Consider the following 24,188-nt stretch of genomic DNA (forward strand, 5'->3'; position numbering starts at 1 on the left):
CAGGGGGGGAGATTGGCTGGGCGGCGGGCTCGGTGGCCGGCGCCTCAGCAACCTCGGACGGTTTGGCCGTCTCGTCGTCCTTTTTGCCGAAGGAGAAGACTTTCTTGATGAAACCGAGCGCCATTTCTCGTCCGTCTGGTTCAGGCCGCGTGGGCGGCGTTTGCGTATATCAGATGCTTGCCGTCATGACCGGAAATCGTGACCTCGGCAAAGGTTCCGGGCGCCATGTCCGGCGTCCTGACGCTCGTGAAGTTTTCGGTATGCGCCAAGCCGCCGCGTTCGGCAAGCACGATCTGCCGCGTGCCGGTCATGGCGGAAAGATGCGCCTGGGCGAGCTGCTCGCCGCGTTCCCGCAGCCGGGCGGCACGCTCCTTCACCAGCCGGCGGTCGAGCTGCGGCATGCGCGCGGCAGGCGTGCCCTCGCGCGGGCTGAAGGGGAAGACGTGAAGATGCGCAATACCGATCTCTTCGGCAAGCGCCAACGAATTGGCGAAAGCCTCCTCCGTCTCGGTCGGAAAGCCGGCAATGATATCGGCCCCGAAGGCGATATCCGGCCGCAGCCGGCGGACATCCGCGCAAAAGGCCAGCGCATCGGCGCGGGAATGCCGCCTCTTCATGCGCTTCAGGATCAGGTCGTCGCCATGCTGCAGCGACAGATGCAGATGCGGCATGAAGCGCGGCTCGTCGGCAATCAGGTCCATGAGATGCCGGTCAGCCTCGATGGAATCGATGGAGGAGAGCCGCAGCCGGCGAATTTCCGGAACCTGTTTCAGAATTGTCTTGGCAAGGAGACCCAGCGTCGGCGTTCCAGGCAGGTCGCCGCCGTAGGAGGTCGCGTCCACCCCGGTGAGCACCACCTCTGCATAACCTGAAGCAGCAAGCTCGCGCACCTGATCCACCACCGCACCCATCGGCACCGACCGCGAATTGCCGCGGCCGTAAGGGATGATGCAGAAAGTGCAGCGATGGTCGCAGCCGTTCTGAACCTGCACGAAGGCGCGCACATGGCCATCGATCAGCCGCACCATCTGCGGCGCGGTCTCGGTCACGCTCATGATGTCGTTGACGCGGGCCTTCTCCTCCGCAGACACGCCGAAATCCGGAAGCGTTCGATAAGCATCGGCTTTCAGTTTGTCGTCATTCCCGATCACCGCATCCACTTCCGGCATGGCGGCGAAATCATGGGCGGCGACCTGTGCGGCACAGCCGGTGACGACGATGCGGGTCGAAGGGTTTTCGCGCCGGGCCCGACGGATCGCCTGGCGCGCCTGGCGCACGGCCTCGCCGGTCACGGCGCAGGTGTTGACCAAAATGGCATCGGTCAGCCCGGCCTTGGCGGCCTCGGCCTTCATGACTTCGGATTCGTAGATATTGAGACGGCAGCCGAAGGTTATGACCTCGACGGCGCTCAAACCGCAACCGCCTCGTCGGCCTGCCATGCGCCGGTCACGGGATCGACCGCGCCGGACCATTCCCAGGTGGCGGGGCCGGTCATGACGACGTGATTGTCGAGCCGCCATTCGAGTTCCAGCGAACCGGGCGGAATGGCGCTCGCGACATTGATCGTGACCTTGCGGCCCGTGCGGCCCGTGCGCGCGCCGCTGACGGCGGCCGAGCAGGCGGCCGATCCGCAGGCGAGCGTGAGGCCTGCGCCGCGCTCCCAGGTCCGCGTCGTCATAGACGTCGGCGAGGTCACCTGCGCGATGGTGATGTTGCAGCGCTCCGGAAAGATCGGGTGGTTTTCCAGAAGCGGCCCGAACTTTTCCAGATCGTAGGACCAGACGCCGTTCTCGACCCAGAAGACCGCATGCGGATTGCCCATCGACATGACGGAGGGCGAATGCAGCACCGGATTGTCGATCGGCCCGATCTGCAGCTCGATCCGGCTCGTGTCGTGGAACTCTTCCGCCAGTGGAATACGGTCCCAGTCGAAAACCGGCTCGCCCATATCAACCGAGATCAGCCCGTCTTCATGCTCCTTGGCATTCAGGATACCGGCTATGGTCTGGAAGGTGAAGGACTGCTTGCCGGTTTCGGCCGCGAGCGCCTGCACGACGCAGCGCGTACCGTTGCCGCAGGCCTGCGCGCGGGTGCCGTCGCAGTTCAAGATATCGATATAGGCATCCGTGCCGTCGAGCTTCGGATCGTGGATCGCCATGATCTGGTCGAACTTGGTGGCCGGGTCGCTGTCGAGCGCAATCGCAGCGGCGGGCGTCACCCTGTCCTTGCGGCCGCGCATGTCGATGACGAGGATCTTGTTGCCAAGCCCGTTCATCTTCGCAAAGGGGACGCGTTCAGACATGAGTTCGCTTTCTTCTCGACCGTTCGGGCCACTGCCCACATTTTCCGCTTATATGGCGGAAAATGCGGGCGATTTCCAGTAGAGAAGGTATCACACCTGCGGCACGTCGAAAACAGCGCCGGGCTGGAGTGCGGGAAAGCGCTCACGGGAGATGCCGCTAGCATGAAGCGCTGCATGCAGTTCCCGCTCCGGATGGTGGATATTCTCGTTGGTGAGCTGGAAGGTGAACCAGTGATGCCCCGCCGCATAGGCCGCGTTGCAGAGCTTCATGCCCTCCACCGCCTCTTCCGGGTTCTGGTGCTGCGCCTTCATGAACCAGCGCGGCTCGTAGGCACCGATGGGCAGGATGGCGAGGCGGAAGCGGCCGTATTTTTCGCGCGCCGCCCGATAGTTGATGCCCTCGTGAAAGCCCGTATCGCCAATATGGTAGATCAGCCCGCCGGGCGTCTCGACGACGAAGGCGGCCCAGAGCGCAAAGCGCCGATCGTTGACGCCCCGCGCCGACCAGTGATGCGCGGGCTCGCAATGGAAGACAAGGCCGTGCCCGAAATCGAAACGGTCACCCCAGTCCATGGTCTGAATGCGGGCATTGGCGATGGAACGGCGGATGATCGTATCATTGCCAAGCGGCGTGACGATCAATGGATTGTGGATGTGCACCAGCCGTTTCAGTGTTGCGACGTCAAGATGGTCGTAGTGATTGTGCGAGACGATCACGACATCGATCGGCGGCAGGTCCTCGAAGCGGATGCCCGGCGCGTTGGCGCGCTTCGGTCCCGCAAATGTGAAGGGGCTGACGCGTTCCGACCACACCGGATCCGTGAGGATCGAAAAGCCCTGCGTCTGGATGAGCATGGACGCGTGGCCCACCATCGTCACCCGCAACCGGTTGCCTTCAATCCGCGCATCCGGCTTGGCCTGCGCAAAGGCTGACGCCACGGCCGGCGGCCAGGGCTGCGGCTTCTCGCGAAAACGCCATTGCAGCACCTTGGAAAACCCGCCCGGCTCGACACCGCCGGGATTGAAGAAGCGTTTTCCGTCAAAGTGATCGGTGACGGGGCCTTTGTAATAGGGATTTCCACTCATTCTCACTGCCGCTGTACCGCTTGCCTATGGTTGTGCTCCGCAACATTAACGCAAGTAGATGATTGCGGGTTGCATTTAAACCCGTGACATTGAGTGAATTTGGCAAAAAAGCGAAAGTGCCGTCGTTCTAAGACTAATTGATGCCCGCCCGCACGAAATCCTCTCTCACGAATACCAGGCAGGGCGTATGCCCTTTTCGCGCAACTTGACTTTCCGCCGCTTTTCCTGTTTAAGCCCCACAAAATCCGTCTCAAGGCAAGCTTGAGCCACTGACCGGGGCTTCGATCCCGGAGGTCAACATCCGGCAGCGCGATGCGCCCCCGGATGCCACACTGCTTTGTGCTGAAGTGAGTTGCGCTTGCATTCCTGACGGACAATACCGACGTTTCGGACAACCCGAAACGAAAAGGACGACACGATGTTTGATAACCTCCAGGAACGTCTTGGCTCCATTCTCAATGGGCTGACCGGACGTGGCGCGCTTTCGGAAGCTGACGTTTCCGCGGCGCTGCGCGAGGTGCGCCGTGCGCTTCTGGAAGCCGACGTCGCGCTCGAAGTCGTTCGTGGCTTTACCGACCGCGTCCGCGAAAAGGCTGTCGGCGCGGAAATCCTGAAGTCGATAAAGCCCGGCCAGATGGTCGTCAAGATCGTCCATGACGAACTGATCGAGATGCTCGGCACGGATGGCGAAGGCATCAGCCTCAACGCCGCCGCTCCCGTCGTCATCATGATGGTTGGTCTCCAGGGCTCGGGCAAGACGACGACGTCGGCCAAGATCGCCAAGCGGCTGACGGCGCGCGAGCGCAAGAAGGTCCTGATGGCCTCGCTCGACACGCGCCGCCCGGCAGCGCAGGAGCAACTGCGGCAGCTGGGCGTGCAGACCGGCGTCGACACGCTGCCGATCGTCGAGGGCCAGTCGCCCGTCGACATAGCCGCCCGCGCCGTGCAGGCGGCCAAGCTCGGCGGCCATGACGTCGTCATCCTCGACACCGCCGGCCGTACCCACATCGACGAACCGTTGATGGTGGAAATGGCCGACATCAAGAAGAAGTCGGCGCCCCACGAAATCCTGCTGGTCGCCGATGCTTTGACCGGTCAGGACGCCGTCAACCTCGCCCGCAATTTCGATGAACGCGTCGGCATTACCGGCCTCGTTCTGACCCGCATGGACGGCGACGGCCGCGGCGGTGCAGCGCTTTCGATGCGCGCCGTCACCGGCAAGCCGGTCAAGCTCATCGGCGTCGGCGAAAAGATGGATGAACTCGACGAGTTCCATCCCCGCCGCATCGCCGACCGCATTCTCGGCATGGGCGACATCGTTTCGCTGGTCGAACGCGCCGCCGAATCCATCGACGCCGAAAAGGCTGCCGCCATGGCCGCCCGCATGGCCAAGGGCAAGTTCGACCTCAACGACATGGCCGACCAGATCCGCCAGATGGAAAAGCTCGGCGGCATGGGCGGCATCATGGGGATGATGCCCGGCATGGCCGGCATGAAGGACAAGATGGCCGCCGCCGGCCTCAATGACAATATCTTCAAGCGCCAGCTCGCCATCATCTCCTCGATGACCAAGGCCGAGCGCGCCAATCCCGATATCTTGAAGCATAGCCGCAAGAAGCGCATCGCCGCCGGCTCCGGCACGGATGCCGCCGACATCAACAAGCTTCTGAAAATGCACCGCCAGATGGCCGACATGATGAAAATGATGGGCGGCAAGAAGGGCGGCATGATGAAGCAGATGATGGGCGGCCTTGCCAATAAAATGGGCATGGGCGGGATGATGGGCGGCGGCATGCCGGATCTGTCGAGCATGGACCCCAAGCAGCTCGAAGCACTCGCCAAGCAGGCGGAAGCCGCAGGCCTCACCAAGGGCATGGGCGGGCTTCCGGGCCTCGGTGGTGCGAAATTGCCGGGTCTTGGCGGCCTCCCGGGCCTGCCCGGCCTGCCGAAGAAGAAGTAAGGAGAGCACCGCGTGATCGATCCCGAAATCAAGGCAAAGCTTTCCGGCTATCGCCAGTCGATCGACAATATCGACGCCGCTCTCGTCCACATGCTCGCCGAGCGCTTCCGTTGCACCAAGGAAGTCGGCGTCTTGAAGGCCACGCATGAATTGCCGCCGTCTGACCCGGCGCGCGAGGAATACCAGATCGAACGTCTTCGCCGCCTGGCGAAGGAGGCCAATCTGGACCCGGATTTCGCCGAGAAGTTCCTGAACTTCATCATCAAGGAAGTCATCCGGCATCATGAAGCCATCGCCGCCGAACATAACGGCAAGTGATGGCTTGGTCGCATCGGACCGAAAAGTGGGAACCGGTTTTCGGACAAATCCGATGCACAGAAACAGAGAATACGCAGCATTCCGCTGCAACAGAACTTGAACCAAATCGCCGCGCACGCGGCACATCAATGCCTGAAGGAGAATAAGAATGGCACTGAAGATTCGTCTCGCCCGCGGTGGCTCCAAGAAGCGCCCGTACTACCAGATCGTCATCGCTGACGCCCGTTCGCCGCGCGACGGTCGCTTCCTTGAGAAGGTTGGTTCCTGGAACCCGATGCTCGACAAGAACGCCGAAGGCCGCATCATTTTGAACAACGAGCGCATCCAGCATTGGCTCGACAACGGCGCACAGCCGACCGACCGCGTCCTGCGCTTCCTGAACGACGCCGGCCTTGCCAAGCGCGAAGCCCGCAACAACCCGGAAAAGGCAAAGCCGGGCAAGAAGGCTGTCGAGCGCGCCAAGGAAAAGGAAGCCAAGGCCGCTGAAGCCGCTGCTGAATAAGGCGAGCAATCGACGGCCGTAGCGGAAGCGAGAGGCTGTCGGTTTTCCGATCTGCTCTTGGATGGGCCTTCTGTCCCCTGCGTCGCAAGGCGCGGGGGATTTATCATTTTGAGGACATACTTCCCGCGTTTAGCGGTCCCGCTTTTGCGCCGCCCTGTAGATAGCGAACACCCATCCAATTAGGAAAAAAGGGTAAAACAGAAACAAGAGTATGATAATAAATGCAGACCTTCGTTGATCTCCAACATTCAGAATGAAAAATGGAAATGCTACGTATGCAACAAAGAATAGCCAATCAGCGAATGAGGCATTCTTGATTATTATCTTTAAGAGATTTGCTATTTTCATTTTTTTGGCGACGCCATTAAAGGAAGAGCAGAGTTTTCTAAAGAGCGCTGGACCGTAGTGAATTTCATTCACATTGATCTACCCGTAAAATTTGAATATCGCTTCGCTCACTATGGCAACCTTCAATGCTTTTCGATAGGGCATTCCTGCCGTATTGGTAACACATTGGCTTGAAAGTTGCAGCGCTCGGCTCTCCCATAGAAAATCTGGGGTGCAACGCTTCACCTAGCTAATGACTCTCCGATTAAAATGGCCCTAGGATGCCGAGAAATTTGCAGAACAAACTGAAGAACCCCGTTCTCATGGCGACCATTGGTGCCGCGCAGGGCTTGCGCGGCGAAGTGCGCGCCAAGACCTACACGACCGAGCCGACCGCGCTTGGCGACTACGGCAACCTGCATACGTCCGATGGCCGCGTGTTCGAGATTCTCGATATCCGCGAGATGAAGGACATGGCCGTCGTCCGCTTCAAGGGCGTCAACGACCGCAATGCAGCCGAAGCGATCAAGGGTCTCGACCTCTTTATCGAGCGCGACAACCTGCCTGCCGAACTGCTGGAGGATGACGAATTCTTCTATGCCGATCTCGAAGGACTGGAAGCCTTTGACGCGACGGGCAAGAGCTATGGAATCGTCAGCGGCATCTTCGATTTTGGCGCGGGCGATCTACTGGAGCTGAAGGCGCCGGCCAAGCGCCCGCTACTCATCCCCTTCTCCGAAGCCGCCGTGCTGGAAATCGATCTGGAAGAGGGCCGTATTCTGGTCGATCCGATCGCCGCGGGCCTGATCGATGACGGCGACAATGGCGAGGGCGAAAAGGGTCCAGGCAGCCGCAAGCGCAGCCCGTCCAAGGGTGGCAACAAGGGCAATGGAGACGCGGAAACGTGACCTTCCGCGCCACCATTCTCACGCTTTATCCGGAGATGTTTCCGGGCTTTCTCGGCCAATCGCTCTCCGGCAAGGCGCTGGAGCGCGGCGCGTGGGCGATCGAGCCGGTCCAGATCCGCGACTTCGCCACCGACAGGCATCGCTCGGTCGATGACACGCCCTCCGGCGGCGGGGCCGGCATGGTGCTGCGCGCCGATATCCTGGCGAAAGCGATTGACTCCGTTGGTGACGACCAGCGTCCGCGTCTTCTCATGAGCCCGCGTGGCAAGCCGCTCACCCAGAAGCGTGTCCGCGAACTCGCCGATGGTCCCGGCGCGGTCATCGTCTGCGGCCGCTTCGAAGGCGTGGACCAGCGCGTGATCGACGCCCGCCACCTCGAGGAAGTCTCGATCGGTGACTACATCCTCTCCGGCGGCGAACCGGCGGCGATGATCCTGCTGGATGCCATTGTCCGCGTCCTGCCGGGCGTCATGGGCAACGAGCAGTCGGGCGTCCATGAAAGCTTCGAAAGCGGACTTCTCGAACACCCGCACTACACCCGACCGCCCGTCTTCGAGGGTCGCGAAATCCCTGAGGTCCTGACCTCCGGCAATCACGCGAAGATCGAGAAATGGCGGCAAGAGCAGGCACTCAAACTGACCGCCGAGCGCCGGCCGGATCTGCTCGACAAGAAGCGTCCTTGAAAAGGGGGCTTCTTGTCTCCCTTTGCAAATATCTCAAGCATCACCGCATTTGAGATATTTGCAATCTTCTGAAGGCGAGGATGCGGAAGCATCTTCGATGCCTTGAATTTAAGCCTTGAAGAAGTAATAGCCCGCCAGAAACACCCCGACCGCGATCACCGCATAGCGCATCCATTTTTGTGGCACGCGCTTGGCGAGCCACACGCCATAATAGCCGCCAATCCCCGCACCCGGCAGCATGATGATGGCGTGCAGCCAGGAAATTGCCCCGCCAGCGGTAAAGACCACGATGGCGACGGCGGCGATGACGATGGAAAGGAAGTTCTTGATCGCGTTGAGCCGATGATAGTCGCCGCCCGTGGCAAGACCCAGCGAGGCGAGCATCATGATGCCCATGCCGGCGCCGAAGAAGCCGCCATAAACGGAAGTAACGAGCTGGGTGAGAATGCCGACCGGCGAACTCGGCGGGTGCTCCTTCTCCACCTTCGGCCGCAGCTTCGGCCCGGCGGCAAAGAGCGCGGTCGCGGCGAGCAATAGCCAGGGCACGAGCTTCTTGAAGGACGGATTGTCGAGCGACAGCAGCAGAAGCGCGCCGCCGAGCGACCCCACCAGCGAAATCGCCGACAGGATGAGGATCGGCTTCCACTCGCGAGCGATCTCCTTGCGATAGGCGAGCGCCGAGGTGATATAGCCTGGAAACTGGACGATGGACGACGTGGCATTCGCCGCGATTGGCGGCACACCAAAAAGCGTCATCGCGCCGAAGGTCAGAAACGTGCCGCCGCCCGCGACGGCATTGATCGCGCCGGACAGAAGCCCGGCCACGAAAAGCAGAATTCCAGCCACAAGTGTCATGCCGCTCCCCCGGCCCCATCACCGGGGGCTAGCATGCAATGCGGCCTCTTGCAAAGCCGCCTCACGCGGTGCGCGCCTGCGGCCGCACGGCAGCGAGCGCGATGTAGCTCAGGCCACCGACGGCAACGCCGAAGAACCAGCCATAGGTTCCCCACCAGGCCGGAAGCACGGTGGTGAAGGTCGGCAGGATCGAGGAAAAGATGGCGCCGGCAACGAAGGCGATCAGTGCGTTGACGTTCCAGCCGCCTTCGAAGCGGAATTCGCCATCCTCATGGTAGAGCGCCTCGACATTCACGACACCCTTCCGGATGAGATAATAGTCCACCATCATGATGCCGAAGACCGGACCCATGGTCGACCCGATGAAGTTGACGAAATGGGCCGCGCCCGTTTCCCAGGGGGCGAACGGATAGAGCACCAGCGCGATGAAGGCCGCGATATAGCCGCCGCGCTTGAAATTGATCTGGCGCGGGAAAACGTTCGCAAAGTCGAAGGCCGGCGAAACGAAGTTGGCCACGACGTTGATGCCGAGCGTCGCCACCGCGAAGGTGAGCGCCGCAAGGGCTGCCAGGAACCAGCTGTCGAACTTGGCCGAGATCGCATCCGGATGCAGCAGCACTTCGCCATAGACGGTAAAGGCGGCCGTCGTGGTGATGCCGGCGACGAGGCAGAAGGCCAGCAGGTTGACCGGCAGGCCCCAGAGATTGCCCCGGCGCAGTGTCGCCTGATCGGGCGCAAAACGCGAGAAATCGCAGAAGTTCAGGTACAGCGCTGCGAAATAGGTGATCCAGGTGGCAGCCACGGCGGCGAGCGCCCCGACCGAACCCGGAGCCCCGGAAACACCTGCATCCTTGGTGGCGGCAAGCAGAACGTCCTGCGGAATATTCTCACCGAAGGAGAAGGTGCCCGCCTTGACGATGAGATAGATCGCCAGAAGCAGCATCATGATCCAGACGGCAGGGCCTGCCCAGTCCTGGAACTTGCGCACGGTCTCCATGCCGCGCTGGATGATGAGAAGCTGCAGCGCCCAGACGATGACATAGCAGATCACTTCCAGCGTCGAATGGCCAAGCAAGTGGCTCGACTGGTGGAAATGCAGCATGCTTTCATTGCGGATCAGAAGCGCGACAATGGCGCCCGAGGCGGCCGAGGTCTGCGCGCCATACCAGAAGCAGGCAACGACGGCGCGCACCAGCGCCGGCAGGTTCGCCCCGAACGTGCCGAAGGAGGCGCGCGCCAGAACCGGGAACGGCACGCCCGTCTTGACACCGGCATTGCCCACCAGGCTCATCAGCACGAAGATCACGAGCGAGCCGATGCCGATCGCGATCACGAAATTGATGAAGCTGCCGCAGAGCAGGAAAAGGCTGGCGGCAAGATAATAGCCCCAGAGGCTGTGAACATCCGATGTCCAGACGTTGAAAATGGAAAACGCGCCCCAGTTGCGCGTCTCCGCTGGTGCGAGATCCTCGTTGTAAAGCGAGGGCGAAGGATTTCTCACTGTCATGTGCAACCCCTGTTTCTTGTTAAGCAGCCATCCCCGACGGCTAAATTTTAGGCAATTCGAATTGATTCCTGTTTGTGACAAAACGCAAGGCGAGCGTGCCAAGAAATCACAGACTTCAAAGGGGGTGACAAAGGGAGTGGCGTGGTGTATACGCCCGCCCGGAACTGATGGGCTGAGTGTGTCTCCGCCCCAACCGTTACCAATAAAGAACTGGCGAACCCGCTACCGCTTCTTTCGAGGCGCATTCGAAGGCTTTGACCAACGAGTGATGTGAGCGCTCTGGCTGTTTCAGAAGAAGAGAAGGTTGAAGACAATGAACATCATCGAACAGCTTGAGGCCGAACAGGCCGCCAAGATCGCAGCCAAGCGCACGCTTCCTGAATTCTCCCCGGGCGACACCGTCCGCGTCAACGTCCGCGTTGTCGAAGGCAACCGTACGCGCGTCCAGGCCTATGAAGGCGTCTGCATCGCGCGCAAGGGTGCTGGCCTCAACGAGAGCTTCACGGTTCGCAAGATCTCCTACGGCGAAGGCGTCGAGCGCGTATTCCCGGTTTACTCGCCGCTCGTCGAAGGCGTTGAAGTCGTTCGCCGCGGCAAGGTCCGTCGCGCCAAGCTCTACTACCTGCGCGACCTGCGCGGCAAGGCTGCCCGTATCGTTGAAAACACGGGCACGCGTTCGCGCAAGCTGAACGACGCCGAGCGTCAGGCTGTGGCTGACGAAAAGGCACGCATCGAGGCTGAGAAGGTCGCCGCTGCCCAGGCTCTCGCCGCCGAAAAGGCTGCAGCGGAAGCTGCCGAAAAGGCCGCCGCTGAAAAGGCCGCTGCAGAAGCTGCCGCTGAATAAGCCGCATCGCCTGTTGCATTTTATCGAAGGCCGCCGGTATGATCCGGCGGCCTTCTTTGTTGAGGAATCAGGGCAACATCGGAAAAATTTCCGGCCGTGCCGGAATGGCATGAGAGTGCATATCTCTTGAGTTTTGCGCAATTCCGGGTGAAGGACGGCAAGGCGCCGTTCTGGAATTGCTCTGGGGGACAGCTGCGGCTGATGCGTGAGATATCGGAAGAAGTTTTCGCTGCTTACAGGCGGCTGAGCTATTATGCGGCGGGCGTCGTGCGCGAACTCGTGCCGCGTTCGCTGTCGCGTGTCGATTACGAAGCGACCTTCCGTGAGCTCGAGAACAGTGGCGCCCTGCCGGCCGTTCTGGAGCGCGTGAACTACTACAATGGCCTCGTTCCCGGAGAGAGCCCGCTTCCCTCGACCCGCGTCGTTTCCGTCGACCGCACCAGAAGCCGCTATTTCATCGATCTCTCCGAGCATCTCCGGTTCTTTCCGGCGCATATGAAAGTCGACACGCTGTTCGGCGACATCACCCATGTCCCGCCTGTCCCGAGCCTTCTGAAGAGCAGGCCCATCGACGGCGATAACGCCAATTCGGTCCTGCTCAATCTCGACAGGCTCCGGCATTTCCGGCTGTTTTATGATCACGTGCCCTTCGCCCGGAAAACGGCAAAGGCGGTCTGGCGCGGCAGCATGAACAATCCGCTGCGCGAAACGCTGATTACCACCCACGGCTCCAGCCGCTTCTGCGATGTCGGCCATGTCAGCCGCGATTTCACGCGGATCCCGACAAAGAACGTGCTGACACCGGTCGAGCAGTTCGCCTATCGCTACATCATTTCCGTGGAAGGCTGCGATGTCGCCACGAACCTGAAATGGGTCATGGCCTCCAACAGCGTCTGCATCATGCCGCGCCCGCGTTATGAGACATGGTTCATGGAAGGCAGGCTAATACCCGACCACCACTATGTCGAGGTGCGCGACGACTTCTCCGATCTTGAAGAAAAGATCGAGGCGCTCGAAGCCGATCCGATGCGCGCGCGCGAAATCGTCGCCAATGCCAACCGGCATGTTGCGATGTTCTCGAACCGGCGCATGGAAAAGATCACCTCCATCCTCGTCCTGCAGAAATATTTCCAGGCGACCGGGCAATTGCCGCCTTCGGCTTTCACCGAAGGCTTCTTCAGTACGCTGCAGACCGAGGCGCGCATCCTCATGACAGCCTGAGCTGCGGCTTCATCAGTTCTTGATGGCGCCGTCCCAATGCTCGTCGGCCTTGCCGTCCACGATCCGCCAGGTGTCGTACCAGGTCGTCGTATAGGTCTTGGAGGGGTCTTTCGGATCTTTCTCCGTGCGAACCGTCGCCACCGTGACGAGATCGCCCTCGGCAGTCACGAAGGCAACTGGCGTCACCATCTTCTCCGGCACAGGCTTGGGCTCGACCTTCAGTACCTTGGTGAAGAAGTCGACCACATGGGCACGGCCGGAAGGCACGTTCGGGTTATGCTGCAGATAGCGCTCGCTCAGATATTTGTCCGCCTGCCCCCACTGGCCCGCCTCCAGCAGATCCTTCACGATGTGATAGGCGACCTGCTTGTTGGCGTTGAGCGCCGGGTCCCTGGAGGTAAAGAGCGCATCCTTGTCCTTCGCCTCGACGACAGCTTCCTGCGCATATGCGCCGGCAAACCCGCCGAATGTCGAGAGTAAGCCAATGGAAAGCGCGGCAGCACCAGTCTTCAGGTTCATGATCTTTCCTTTCCGTGTTCGGGAATGGTTTGACGCCAGATTGAGGCGATTCGAGGCTGGCTGGCGCAGCGGCCCGGCGAGCGAAACCCGCGATGGACCAAGGGGGAGCCGTGCAGCTCCGCCCTCAATTTTGCGCTCAGTCCAGCGGATGGTAGCACGCGAACTTGTGTCCTTCATCTCCCGTCAGCGGCGGCATCTCCGCCTTGCAGATATCTGTCGCCTTCCAGCAGCGCGGATGGAAGGGACAGCCGGACGGCGGCTTCAGCGGTGACGGCAATTCGCCGGTGAGGCTGATGCGCGTCTTCTCGCGGCCGGGATCGGCGACCGGGGTCGCCGACAGGAGCGCTGCCGTATAGGGATGGCGCGGGCGGGCGAAGACCTTGTCCGCCGCCCCCTCTTCCACCGGCCGGCCGAGATACATCACCATGACCTCGTCCGAAATATGCTTCACCACCGAAAGCCCGTGCGAGATGAAGAGATAGGCGAGCCCCATCTCCTCCTGCAGGTCCATCAAGAGGTTCAGCACCTGCGCCTGGATCGAAAGGTCGAGCGCCGAGACCGGCTCGTCAAGCACGAGAACGTCCGGGTTCAGCATCAGGGCGCGGGCAATGGCAATGCGCTGGCGCTGGCCGCCGGAGAACATATGCGGGTAGCGCCCGTAATGTTCAGGCCGAAGACCCACGCGCTTCATCATGTCCTCGACCTTCGCCCGCCGCTCGGCCGCCGAAAGTTGCGTATTGATTTTCAAGGGCTCCTCAAGGATCGCACCGACCTTCTGGCGCGGATTGAGCGAGCCATAGGGGTTCTGGAACACGATCTGCACGCGCGAGCGCAGAGACGCATCGCCCACCAGCGCCGGCTTGCCGCCAATGGTGAGTTCGCCGTCCGACGGCGTTTCGATCATCGTCGCGAGACGGGCGAGCGTCGATTTCCCGCAGCCCGATTCGCCGACGACGGCGAGCGTCTTGCCACGCTCCAGCTTGAAGCTCACGCCATTCAGCGCCTTCACGGTCGCCGCCGGCTTGAAGAGCTTGCGGCCCGCTTCGTAATACCGCTTGAGGTCGCGGCCTTCCATCACGACATCGCTCATGCCGCACCTCCAAGACGTTGCGGCTCGCCATTCACCAGCGGATAGAAGCAGAGCGCATTGCCCAATGCCGGGCCCTGCCGAGGCGGTTTCGTGAGACAGGCCGCATCGGCAAAGCTGCAGCGCGGCGCGAAGAGACAGCCCGGAGGCCGGTCGAACTGGCCGGGCACGACACCCGGGATCGACGGCAGCCGCTGCCCGTCAACGGCCCGCTCCGGCAGCGAGGCCAGCAGGCCCGCCGTATAGGGATGATGCGGATCGGCAAACAGCGCCTTCACCGGCTGTTCTTCCACCTTCTGCCCGGCATATTGCACCTGAACGCGCTCGGCGGTTTCCGCCACCACGCCCATGTCATGCGTGATCAGCACCAGCGCCATGCCGTTCTCGCGCTGCAGGCGCACCAGCAGTTCGAGGATCTGCGCCTGGATCGTGACGTCGAGCGCCGTGGTCGGCTCGTCGGCAATCAGGAGCTTCGGATTGCAGGCGAGCGCCATGGCGATCATGACGCGCTGGCTCATGCCGCCCGACATATGGTGCGGAAAGTTGGAGAGCCGGTCTTCAGGCGCGGGAATACCGACGAGCTTCAAAAGCTCGATCGAGCGCGCCCGCCGTTCGGCCCGGTTTAGGCCCATATGAAGCCTGAGCGTTTCGCCGAGTTGATAGCCCACCGTGAAGCACGGATTGAGGCTCGACATCGGCTCCTGGAAGATCATGGCAATATCCTTGCCGATGATCTTGCGGCGCTCGCGGGCGCTCATTTTCGCCAGATCCTTGCCGTCAAAGGCCATCCGGTCGGCGGTGATCTTCGCCGTCCAGGGCAAGAGCCCCATGACGGCCAGCATCGCCACCGACTTGCCCGAGCCGCTCTCGCCGACAATGGCGAGGATCTCGCCCTTGTCGCAGGTCAGCGAAACGCCATCGACCGCGCGGAACACGCCGCTCGCCGTCTGGAATTCCACCGTGAGGTTTGAAATCTCGAGGAGCGCCTTATCACGACCTACCATGTCACGACCTCTTCAGCTTGGGATCGAGCGCGTCGCGCAGGCCATCGCCCATCAGGTTGATCGCCAGCACGGTAATGAGGATCGCAAGACCGGGGAAGGTGACGACCCACCAGGCACGCTGAATGAACTCGCGGGCTTCCGCCAGCATCGTCCCCCATTCCGGCGTCGGCGGCTGCGCGCCCATGCCGAGAAAGCCGAGTGCTGCCGCATCGAGGATCGCGGAGGAAAAGGCGAGCGTCGCCTGCACGATCAGCGGCGCCAGACAGTTCGGCAGGATAGTGATGAACATCAGACGCAGCCATCCCGCGCCGGCAACACGGGAGCCCACCACATAGTCCTTGTTCTTTTCCGTCATCACTGCTGCCCGTGTCAGACGGACGAAATGCGGCAGATCGACAAGTGCGATGGCAATCATCGCATTCGTGAGACCGGGGCCGAGGATAGCCACCAGCACCAGCGCCAGAAGAAGCGAAGGAAAGGCCAGGATGACATCCATGACCCGCATGATCGCAGAGTCGACCCACCCACCCAGATAGCCGGCAATCAGCCCGACGAGCACGCCGGAGACGACGGCGATTGAAACGACGACAATGCCGATGAAGAGTGAATAACGCGATCCGTAGATGAGGCGGGAAAGGATGTCTCGTCCGACCGCGTCAGTCCCCAGAAGGAAGGAACTGTTTCCCCCATTCATCCAGGCCGGCGGCAGCAAGATCATCGACTGATTCTGCACGTTAGGAAGATGAGGGGAAATAAGCGGCGCTAAAATCGCCATCAAAACGACCAGCGCGAAAACAAGAAGCCCGATTACGGCCCCTTTCGAACGCGTGAAGTAATACCAGAACTCCGCCAGTCCGGACTGGCGCTTGGGAGTGATGTCGGTTGCATCGGTCATCCGCGCCTCCTACTTCCGCACGCGCGGATTGATGAACCCGTAGGCCACGTCGACCAGAAGGTTGACGATCATGATAATGCCCGCAATCAGCAGCAAGCCACCCTGCACAACAGGATAATCGCGCTTGAACACCGCATCGACCATCCATTTCCCGACACCGGGCCAGGAAAAGATCGTTTCGGTCAGAATGGCACCCGCCATCAGAACGCCGATCTGCAAGCCGATCGTCGTAACAACCGGGATCAAGGCATTGCGAAGCGCATGAATGCCGATGACCCTAAAGGGGGCGAGCCCCTTGGAACGCGCTGTGCGCACATAGTCCTCGCCGAGGACTTCGAGCATGGCCGAGCGGGTCTGGCGCGCAATCACAGCCAAAGGAATGGTTGCCAGCACGATGGATGGCAGAATCAGATGGCTGACGGCTGACGAAAACGCCCCTTGCTGGCCGGAAAGCAGACTGTCGATCAGCATGAAGCCCGTCACCGGTGGGAAAAAATACATCAGGGAAATGCGCCCTGAAACCGGCGTCCAGCCGAGATAGCCGGAGAAAAAGATGATGAGCAGCAGCCCCCACCAGAAAATCGGCATCGAATAGCCAACGAGTGCAGTTCCCATCAAGGTCTGGTCGATCCATGAGCCGCGTTTGACCGCCGCAACCACCCCGGCGGGAATACCCAGAGCGACTGCGAGGATGATAGCACAGATCGACAATTCCAGCGTGGCTGGAAAGAGATTGCGAAACTCCGCGAGGACGGGCCGCTTGGTCGTGATCGATGTACCGAGATCGCCGTGAAGCACGCCGCGCAGATAATCGAAATATTGCAGCATCATCGGCTTGTCGAAACCGAATTGCTGGACAAGTTCCTGATACCGTTGCGGCGTGACGCCGCGCTCCCCGGCCATCGCAATGATCGGATCGCCCGGAAGGAGGCGGATGAAGAGAAAAGAGACTAAGGTGACGCCGATAAAAGTCGGAATCAACAGTCCGAGCCGTCTTAGAAAAAAGCCGAACATGAGAAAACCCCGTCAAATGACCGCAAACAGCAACCGGCAGAAGCACCGCCACGAATGAACGTGGCGGTGCTTTGCTCAGGGAACGGGTTTACAACTCAGTTTTCGATATCGACACCGTCAAAACGATGCGAGCCGAGCGGATCCTGAAGGTAGCCCTTCACCTTGCTGGACATGGGCAGGACCACCAGCGAATGGGCGATCGTTGCCCACGGGGCTTGGGCCTTGAAAATCACCTGGGCCTGTTCGTAAAGCTTGGTGCGCTCCGCCTTGTCGGAAACGGCCGCAGCCTTCTTGACGACGTCGCTGAACTCCTTGTCGCACCAGGCAGCCTTGTTGCCCGAACCGACAGCATCGCAGCTCAGAAGCGGCGTCATGAAGTTGTCCGGATCACCATTGTCACCGGTCCAGCCAGCAAGAACGGCGCCGTCATGCTTGGGGTCGGCCGCCAGTTTCAGATATTGCGTCCAGTCATAAGACACGATCTCCACACCCACGCCAACCTTGGCAAAATCCGCCTGGATCAGTTCGGCCATACGGCGCGCATTCGGATTGTAGGGTCGGGCGACAGGCATGGCCCAGATCTTCATCTTCAGATCCTTGACGCCGGCCTTTTCCAGCATCGCCTTTGCGGCGGCGGGATCGTATTTATCGTCTTCGACCTTGTTGTCATAGGACCACATGGTCGGCGGAATGGGGTTCTTGGCGATCTCGCCAATGCCCGGATAAACAGCTTCAAGAATGCCCTTCTTGTTGATAGCCATGTTGAGCGCCTTGCGCACCTCGGGCTTGTCGAAGGGCGGCTGCGTCGTATTATACGCAAGGTAACCGATATTGAGACCCGGCTGCTCCATGACCGTCAAGGATTTGTCTGCCTTCAGGCCCGGAATGTCGGCAGGCGAGGGGGCGTTTGCGACCTGGCATTCGCCAGCCTTCAGGCGCTGCATGCGAACTGCGGCATCTGGCGTAATCGCAAAGATGAGATCATCGATCTTCTGCTTGCCGTCCCAGTAGTCGGGATTCGCCTTGTAGCGGATCACGGCATCCTGCTGGTAGGCGACGAAGGTGAACGGGCCTGTACCAAGCGGCTTCTGGTTGAGCTGAAGAAGGTTTTTGTCGGAAATCAGCTTGTCCGCATATTCCTTCGACATGATCGAGGCGAAATCCATGGCCAGATCGGCCAGCATGGGCGAATTCGGCGTCGTCAAGGTCAGCTTGACCGTGTTGTCGTCAACTTTCTCCCAGGACTTGATCAGCTTGGGCAGGGACATGTCCGCATAGTAGGTATAATCGCCGCCGTTGACGTAGGTGTGGAACGGATTGTCCTTGTTGCTCATGCGATCGAACGTGAAGATCACGTCATCAGCATTGAAGTCTCGGGTCGGCGTGAAATAATCAGTGGTCTGAAATTTGACGCCCTTGCGAAGCTTGAACGTATAAACGAGACCATCTGGCGAAACCGTCCAGCTTTCAGCAAGGCCGGGAACAACATCCGTCGTTCCACGCTTGAACTCGACAAGCCTGTTATAAACAGTCTTGGAAGAGGCGTCGAAGGTGGTTCCCGATTCAGACAGACCCGGATCGAACCCCTCAGGCGATCCTTCGGAGCAGTAGACCAGCGTCTTGGACCATGCGGAGGTAGCAAAGGCGGAGGCCAGCGCCGAAGCGGCCAGCAGAAGAGCCAATTTTTTCATGGCGATTTTTTCCCAGTTCTATTTTTGGTTTCGCCCGTTGCCTTGGGCTTGCCGCAAGGAAAGCGTATTTGCGCCACGAAAGCAACTCGCCCTCTTCGAAAATTTTCCGGCTGGACAAAATTTGACAACAAGCAAGCACAAACCGGCCAGAGGCCGACGCTGTGCCTGACGATTGCCTTTGACCTTCCGGCCAAGCCCCTGTATTGCAAGGCTCAATCGAGTGCGCTTGTTGCTGTCATGCCGAGCGCCGCCCCTCATTTGAGACGTGTGTTATGAAATTTCTGGACGAAGCCAAGGTTTACATCCGATCGGGTGACGGCGGCGCAGGCGCGGTGTCTTTCCGCCGCGAAAAATTTGTCGAATTCGGCGGCCCCGACGGTGGCGATGGCGGACGCGGCGGCGACGTATGGGTGGAGGCCGCCAACGGTTTGAATACGCTCATCGATTTCCGCTATCAGCAGCACTTCAAGGCCGGCACCGGCACCCATGGCATGGGCCGCAACCGCACCGGCGCCAAGGGCGCTGAAGTGACGCTGAAGGTTCCAGTCGGCACGCAAATTTTCGAGGAAGACGGCGAAACGCTGATCATCGACATGGTCACGGAAGGCCAGCGCTTCCGGCTGGCTGCCGGCGGCAATGGCGGCTTCGGCAACACGCATTTCAAGTCTCCCACGAACCAGGCACCGCAATGGGCCAATCCCGGCCTTCCCGGCGAGGAAAAGACGCTCTGGCTCCGCCTGAAGCTGATTGCAGACGCGGGCCTCGTCGGCCTTCCCAATGCCGGCAAGTCGACCTTTCTGTCGGTCGTCACCCGCGCCCGGCCGAAGATCGCCAATTACCCGTTCACGACGCTGCATCCGAACCTCGGCGTGGCAACCGTCGACGGCCGCGAATTCATCATCGCCGACATTCCGGGGCTGATCGAGGGCGCGCATGAAGGCACGGGGCTGGGCGACCGCTTCCTCGGCCATATCGAGCGCACGCGCGTGATCCTCCATCTGGTCTCCGCCATGGAGGAGAATGCCGGCAAGGCCTACAAGACGGTCAAGAAGGAACTCGACGCCTATGGCGGCGGGCTGACCGACAAGGCCGAAATTGTTGCGCTCTCGCAGGCCGACGTGGTCGATCCGGCAGAACTGAAGAAGAAGCTCGCCTCGCTGAAGCGCGCCTGTGGCCAGACGCCGCTCGTCATTTCCGCCATCACCGGCGCCGGCATGCGTGAGGTTCAGCGCGAGCTCGCCCGCATCATCGACGAGGCCCGCCGCGCCGATCCGGGCGTCCAGGCGGCCACTGCCGCGCACGGCCATTCCGGCCGCAAGCCGAAGCAGGAGCCGATCTACGACGAAGACGAAGATGGTGAAGACTGGGACGATTGAGTCATGCCCGTAAAGCGTAAGAAACCTTCAGGCTGCAAGCGCATCGTCATCAAGATCGGCTCGGCGCTTCTGGTTGATCGTAAGTCAGGACTTAAGAAAGCCTGGCTCGATGCGATCTGCGAGGATATCGCGGCACTGCGCAAGACGGGCGTCGAAGTCCTCGTTGTGTCTTCCGGCGCGATCGCCATGGGCCGCACCGTGCTCGATCTCCCCTCGGGCATCCTGAAGCTCGAGGAAAGTCAGGCGGCGGCGGCCGTGGGCCAGATCGCGCTAGCCCGCGCCTGGACCGAAAGCCTCTCCTTCCATTCCATCGTCGCGGGCCAGATTCTGCTGACGCTGGGCGATACGGAAGAGCGCCGCCGCTATCTCAATGGCCGCGAGACGATGAACCAGCTGCTCAAGCTCGGCGCCGTCCCGATCATCAACGAGAACGACACGGTTGCCACGACCGAAATCCGCTATGGCGACAACGATCGCCTCGCCGCCCGCGTCGCCACCATGGTTGGCGCGGACCTGCTGATCCTGCTCTCCGATATCGACGGGCTCTATACGGCCCCGCCGCATCTCGACCCGGACGCGAAGCTGATCGAGGAAATCCCGGCGATCACGCCCGAGATCGACGCCATGGCCGGCGGTCCAGCCTCGGAACTGTCGCGCGGCGGCATGCGCACCAAGATCGATGCCGGCAAGATCGCGACATCTGCAGGCTGCGCCATGATCATAGCCTCCGGCAAGCCCGACCATCCGCTCGCCCTCATCGAGGCCGGCGGACGCCATTCCTGGTTCACCGCCTCGGGCAATCCCTCCACCGCACGCAAGACCTGGATTGCCGGCAAGCTGCAACCCGCCGGCAGGATTCGGGTGGACGAGGGGGCCGAAAAGGCGCTCTTCTCCGGCAAGAGCCTGCTTCCCGCCGGTGTCAGGGAACTCGAAGGCGATTTCAGCCGTGGCGACACGGTAGCGATCGTCACCATGGCCGGAACCGAGATCGCGCGTGGTCTCTCTGCCTATGACGCGGATGAGGCGCGCCAGATCCTTGGCAAGAAAAGCAGTGAAATCGCCGAGATTCTCGGCTATGCAGGCCGCTCTGCCATGGTCCATCGCGATGATCTCGTGATGACCGCAGCGCGGGAAAAGGCTTGAGACGACATCTTCAAGCGAAAGGATGAGACGATGTTGGACGGAACGAAGGACAAGGCCGCAGTCGAGACGCTGATGCTCGAAATCGGGCGCAACGCCCGTGCCGCCGCCCGACCGTTGAGCATCGCGTCTGCCGAGCGCAAACATGCGGCACTCGTCGCCATGGCCTCCTATATCGTCGCCGACATGGACAAGATCCTCGCCGCCAATGCGCTGGATCTGGAAAATGCGCGTGAAGCGCAAATGGCCGCCTCCATGGTCGACCGCCTGACGCTGAGCGAGACCCGCATTCGCGACATGGCGAACGGCATCCACGCCATTGCCGGCCTCAAGGACCCCGTCGGCGAAGTCATCGCAGAATGGGACCGTCCGAATGGTCTGCATATCGAGCGCGTCCGCACGCCGCTCGGCGTTGTCGGGGTCATCTATGAAAGCCGCCCGAACGTGACGGCCGATGCCGGTGCGCTCTGCCTTGCCGCCGGCAATGCGGTGATTCTCCGCGGCGGCTCGGACTCCATCAATTCCTCGCAGGCCATCCATGCCTGCCTCGTACGCGGCCTGAAGGATGCGGGCCTTCCCGAGTCAGCGATCCAGATGGTGCCGACAACCGACCGCGCCGCCGTCGGCGCCATGCTCGCCGGTCTTGGCGGCAATCTCGACGTCATCGTGCCGCGCGGCGGCAAGAGCCTTGTGGCGCGCGTCCAGTCGGAAGCCCGCGTACCGGTCTTCGCGCATCTGGAAGGCATCTGCCACCTCTATATCGACAAGTCGGCCAAGCTCGACATGGCGGTCGAGATCGCCGTCAACGCCAAGATGCGCCGCACCGGCATTTGCGGCGCCGCCGAAACGCTGCTTGTCGACCGCGCCTGCGCCGCAACCCATCTGAAGCCGATTCTGGAGGCGCTCGCTGCGAAGGGCTGCGAAATCCGCGCGTCGGAAGAGGTCATGGCGCTTGTGCCGAACCTGAAACCTGCGACGGAAGAGGACTGGTCGACGGAATATCTCGATGCGATCATCTCGGTGGCGCTGGTGGACGGCATCGGCGGCGCGATCGACCACATCGCCCGCTATTCGTCGAACCACACGGAAGCCATCGTCGCGGAAGATGCAGGCGCGGTCGAGCGCTTCTTCAACGAGATCGACAGCGCCATTCTGCTTCACAATGCCTCGACGCAGTTTGCCGATGGCGGCGAATTCGGCATGGGGGCGGAAATCGGCATTGCCACCGGCAAGATGCATGCCCGCGGCCCCGTCGGCGTCGAGCAGCTCACCTCGTTCAAATACCGGGTGCGCGGCAACGGCCAGGTAAGGCCCGGCTGACGCGTGGAGACGGAGGGGGCTCTCAGCGAACGTTATCTCACCATGCCGCACACCGAGCGCGGCATGGTGATCGGCCTGTTCGGCGGCTCGTTCAATCCGCCGCATGAGGGCCACAAGCTCGTCGCCGAAATCGCGCTGCAGCGCTTGGGCCTCAATCGCCTCTGGTGGATAGTCACGCCCGGCAACCCGCTGAAAAGCCATAGTGGCCTTGCCCCGCTTGCCGAGCGCATCGCGGCCTGCGAGGCTATGGCGACCGACCCGCGCATTCAGGTCACCGCCTTTGAAAAGCGGATGAACAACAGCTACACGGCCGAGACGCTGGCCGCCGTGAAGGCCCGCAACCCGGACTGCCATTTCGTCTGGATCATGGGCGCGGATAATCTGAAAAGCTTCCACCGCTGGCAAAAGTGGCAGGACATCGCCGCCACCTACCCCATCGCCGTCATCGACCGCCCCGGCTCGACGCTCGCCTATCTCTCCTCCAAGATGGCCAAGACCTTCGACTACGCCCGCGTCGATGAGACGGAAGCCCGCGCCCTCCCCTTCCGCAAGGCGCCCGCCTGGACCTTTATCCACGGCCCCCGGTCGACATTGAGTTCGACATCGATCCGGGCCCGGAACGGAAAATGAGTCCTCTCCTTGCCCCCTTGGAGAGAAGATATTCCCCACAGGACAGATGAGGGAGCGGCATAAAGCTCAAGAAAACTGCCAGGCTGTCCCTGAACCCGGCACCCGATGAAGGGATCGAGAGAGCCTTCTCCTTGCAATCCCTGAACATTCTGTGACAGTGTGGCCCGCCACAAAAGACAGGAGACTTCCATGATTTCCAGACGCGCAGTGCTCGCGCTTGCCGCCTTTGCCGCAGCAGCGCCGCTCGCAGCTCACGCCGCTGACGCCCTGCCGGACCTGAAGGGTCGCAAGGTCGTCGTCGTAACGGAAAATGCCTACCCGCCGCTGCAATTTGTCGATCCCAAGACCGGCAAGCAGATCGGCTGGGAATATGATGCGATGAACGAGATCGCCAAGCGCCTCAACTTCAAGGTCGAATACCAGAACACGAGCTGGGATGCGATGATCCAGGCCGTGTCCGACAAGCAATACGACATCGGCATGACCGGCATCACCATCAAGGACGAGCGCAAGGAAAAGGTCGATTTCTCGGACCCCTATATGCGCTCCGAACAGTTCATGCTGGTGCGCGGTGACGAGAAGCGCTTCACCGACGCCAAGAGCTTTGCTGCCAACAAGGATCTTCTGGTTGGCGCGCAGCCGGGCACGACGCCCTTTTACACTGCCGTCTACAGCGTGCTCGATGGCGACGAAAAGAACCCGCGCATCAAGCTTTTCGAGACCTTTGGCGCCACCGTTCAGGCCCTCAAGGCCGGTGACGTTGACACCGTTCTGACCGACGGGACGGCCGGCAAGGGCTATGTCGATGCCTCCAATGGCGGGCTGAAGCTCGTCGGCGGCCCGCTCGGCTCCGAGGATTTCGGCTTCATCTTCCCCAAGGGCTCCGATCTGGTAAAGCCGGTCAACGCGGCCATTGCCGCGCTGAAGGCGGATGGCACGTTCGACGCGCTGAACAAGAAGTGGTTCCTCGACTACAAGATGGGTCAGTAAAGCCTTGAT

The 24,188-nt window shown here is 61.2% G+C and carries 23 protein-coding genes; 12 read left to right on the plus strand and 11 right to left on the minus strand.

Going from position 1 to position 24,188, the window contains the following annotated elements; all coding sequences use genetic code 11:
* Nucleotides 1–140 precede the first annotated feature (140 nt).
* The 3 genes from mtaB to LQK83_RS10590 form a co-directional block, all read right to left on the minus strand.
* The gene (gene mtaB, locus LQK83_RS10580; protein ID WP_230837637.1) at nucleotides 141–1,412 is read right to left on the minus strand and encodes a tRNA (N(6)-L-threonylcarbamoyladenosine(37)-C(2))-methylthiotransferase MtaB; all 1,272 of its coding nucleotides are present in this window, start codon (nucleotides 1,410–1,412) and stop codon (nucleotides 141–143) included.
* Nucleotides 1,409–2,302, minus strand: a complete 894-nt coding sequence (gene dapF / locus LQK83_RS10585; RefSeq protein ID WP_230837381.1) for a diaminopimelate epimerase — start codon at nucleotides 2,300–2,302, stop codon at nucleotides 1,409–1,411. Before dapF ends, mtaB begins: the two co-directional genes overlap by 4 nt.
* A 90-nt stretch (nucleotides 2,303–2,392) precedes the next feature.
* On the minus strand, nucleotides 2,393–3,388 hold the full coding sequence (locus tag LQK83_RS10590; RefSeq protein WP_230837382.1) for an MBL fold metallo-hydrolase: 996 nt from the start codon (nucleotides 3,386–3,388) through the stop codon (nucleotides 2,393–2,395).
* Between the two features lie 418 nt (nucleotides 3,389–3,806).
* Here LQK83_RS10590 and ffh point away from each other — a divergent pair, with 418 nt between their 5' ends.
* The 5 genes from ffh (at nucleotide 3,807) to trmD (ending at nucleotide 8,086) form a co-directional block, all read left to right on the plus strand.
* Complete coding sequence (gene ffh / locus LQK83_RS10595) at nucleotides 3,807–5,348, plus strand: signal recognition particle protein (protein ID WP_230837383.1); 1,542 nt, start codon at nucleotides 3,807–3,809, stop codon at nucleotides 5,346–5,348.
* A 12-nt stretch (nucleotides 5,349–5,360) separates the two neighbouring features.
* Entirely contained in the window at nucleotides 5,361–5,666 is a 306-nt protein-coding gene (locus tag LQK83_RS10600; protein WP_109856411.1) for a chorismate mutase, read from the plus strand.
* A gap of 148 nt (nucleotides 5,667–5,814) precedes the next feature.
* Entirely contained in the window at nucleotides 5,815–6,168 is a 354-nt protein-coding gene (gene rpsP / locus LQK83_RS10605) for a 30S ribosomal protein S16 (RefSeq protein WP_230837384.1), read from the plus strand.
* A gap of 608 nt (nucleotides 6,169–6,776) precedes the next feature.
* On the plus strand, nucleotides 6,777–7,403 hold the full coding sequence (gene rimM, locus LQK83_RS10610) for a ribosome maturation factor RimM (protein WP_230837385.1): 627 nt from the start codon (nucleotides 6,777–6,779) through the stop codon (nucleotides 7,401–7,403).
* A complete protein-coding gene (gene trmD / locus LQK83_RS10615) occupies nucleotides 7,400–8,086 on the plus strand; it encodes a tRNA (guanosine(37)-N1)-methyltransferase TrmD (RefSeq protein WP_230837386.1) in 687 nt (228 codons plus the stop codon). Before rimM ends, trmD begins: the two co-directional genes overlap by 4 nt.
* Before the next feature lie 108 nt (nucleotides 8,087–8,194).
* On the opposite strand, the gene LQK83_RS10620 is transcribed toward trmD, so the two are convergent.
* Nucleotides 8,195–8,941 (minus strand): sulfite exporter TauE/SafE family protein, encoded by a 747-nt coding sequence (locus LQK83_RS10620; protein ID WP_230837387.1) that lies wholly within the window; start codon nucleotides 8,939–8,941, stop codon nucleotides 8,195–8,197.
* 61 nt (nucleotides 8,942–9,002) lie between these two features.
* Nucleotides 9,003–10,448 carry an NCS1 family nucleobase:cation symporter-1 gene (locus LQK83_RS10625; protein ID WP_230837388.1) on the minus strand — a complete coding sequence of 482 codons (1,446 nt, stop codon included), beginning with the start codon at nucleotides 10,446–10,448 and terminating at the stop codon, nucleotides 9,003–9,005.
* Between the two features lie 313 nt (nucleotides 10,449–10,761).
* Between LQK83_RS10625 and rplS the strand changes: the two genes are divergently transcribed.
* Nucleotides 10,762–11,292 (plus strand): 50S ribosomal protein L19, encoded by a 531-nt coding sequence (gene rplS / locus LQK83_RS10630; protein WP_230837389.1) that lies wholly within the window; start codon nucleotides 10,762–10,764, stop codon nucleotides 11,290–11,292.
* A 201-nt stretch (nucleotides 11,293–11,493) separates the two neighbouring features.
* The gene (locus LQK83_RS10635; protein ID WP_230837390.1) at nucleotides 11,494–12,513 is read left to right on the plus strand and encodes a glycosyl transferase family 90; all 1,020 of its coding nucleotides are present in this window, start codon (nucleotides 11,494–11,496) and stop codon (nucleotides 12,511–12,513) included.
* Nucleotides 12,514–12,525: 12 nt separating this feature from the next.
* On the opposite strand, the gene LQK83_RS10640 is transcribed toward LQK83_RS10635, so the two are convergent.
* The 6 genes from LQK83_RS10640 to LQK83_RS10665 form a co-directional block, all read right to left on the minus strand.
* A complete protein-coding gene (locus LQK83_RS10640; RefSeq protein WP_230837391.1) occupies nucleotides 12,526–13,032 on the minus strand; it encodes a nuclear transport factor 2 family protein in 507 nt (168 codons plus the stop codon).
* A 136-nt stretch (nucleotides 13,033–13,168) separates the two neighbouring features.
* Complete coding sequence (locus LQK83_RS10645) at nucleotides 13,169–14,122, minus strand: peptide ABC transporter ATP-binding protein (protein WP_230837392.1); 954 nt, start codon at nucleotides 14,120–14,122, stop codon at nucleotides 13,169–13,171.
* Nucleotides 14,119–15,123 (minus strand): ABC transporter ATP-binding protein, encoded by a 1,005-nt coding sequence (locus LQK83_RS10650; protein WP_230837393.1) that lies wholly within the window; start codon nucleotides 15,121–15,123, stop codon nucleotides 14,119–14,121. The genes LQK83_RS10645 and LQK83_RS10650 overlap by 4 nt, the downstream gene beginning before the upstream one ends.
* Nucleotide 15,124: 1 nt before the next feature.
* On the minus strand, nucleotides 15,125–16,018 hold the full coding sequence (locus LQK83_RS10655) for an ABC transporter permease subunit (protein WP_230837394.1): 894 nt from the start codon (nucleotides 16,016–16,018) through the stop codon (nucleotides 15,125–15,127).
* A gap of 9 nt (nucleotides 16,019–16,027) precedes the next feature.
* Nucleotides 16,028–17,032 carry an ABC transporter permease subunit gene (locus LQK83_RS10660; protein ID WP_230837395.1) on the minus strand — a complete coding sequence of 335 codons (1,005 nt, stop codon included), beginning with the start codon at nucleotides 17,030–17,032 and terminating at the stop codon, nucleotides 16,028–16,030.
* A 95-nt stretch (nucleotides 17,033–17,127) separates the two neighbouring features.
* Nucleotides 17,128–18,723, minus strand: a complete 1,596-nt coding sequence (locus tag LQK83_RS10665) for an ABC transporter substrate-binding protein (protein WP_230837396.1) — start codon at nucleotides 18,721–18,723, stop codon at nucleotides 17,128–17,130.
* A gap of 272 nt (nucleotides 18,724–18,995) precedes the next feature.
* On the opposite strand from LQK83_RS10665, the gene obgE reads away from it, so the two are divergent.
* The 5 genes from obgE to LQK83_RS10690 all read left to right on the plus strand — a co-directional run bounded on the left by obgE (nucleotide 18,996) and on the right by LQK83_RS10690 (nucleotide 24,179).
* On the plus strand, nucleotides 18,996–20,099 hold the full coding sequence (gene obgE / locus LQK83_RS10670) for a GTPase ObgE (RefSeq protein ID WP_230837397.1): 1,104 nt from the start codon (nucleotides 18,996–18,998) through the stop codon (nucleotides 20,097–20,099).
* Nucleotides 20,100–20,102: 3 nt separating this feature from the next.
* On the plus strand, nucleotides 20,103–21,242 hold the full coding sequence (gene proB / locus LQK83_RS10675) for a glutamate 5-kinase (RefSeq protein WP_230837398.1): 1,140 nt from the start codon (nucleotides 20,103–20,105) through the stop codon (nucleotides 21,240–21,242).
* A gap of 30 nt (nucleotides 21,243–21,272) precedes the next feature.
* Nucleotides 21,273–22,559: a glutamate-5-semialdehyde dehydrogenase gene (locus tag LQK83_RS10680; RefSeq protein WP_230837399.1), complete on the plus strand. Its 1,287-nt coding sequence runs from the start codon at nucleotides 21,273–21,275 to the stop codon at nucleotides 22,557–22,559.
* A gap of 42 nt (nucleotides 22,560–22,601) precedes the next feature.
* The gene (locus LQK83_RS10685; protein ID WP_230837638.1) at nucleotides 22,602–23,189 is read left to right on the plus strand and encodes a nicotinate-nucleotide adenylyltransferase; all 588 of its coding nucleotides are present in this window, start codon (nucleotides 22,602–22,604) and stop codon (nucleotides 23,187–23,189) included.
* A 189-nt stretch (nucleotides 23,190–23,378) separates the two neighbouring features.
* A complete protein-coding gene (locus tag LQK83_RS10690) occupies nucleotides 23,379–24,179 on the plus strand; it encodes a basic amino acid ABC transporter substrate-binding protein (RefSeq protein ID WP_230837400.1) in 801 nt (266 codons plus the stop codon).
* The last annotated feature ends 9 nt before the right edge of the window (nucleotides 24,180–24,188 follow it).

It is taken from the genome of Rhizobium sp. C1, assembly GCF_021026335.1.
Taxonomy (GTDB): domain Bacteria; phylum Pseudomonadota; class Alphaproteobacteria; order Rhizobiales; family Rhizobiaceae; genus Ensifer_A.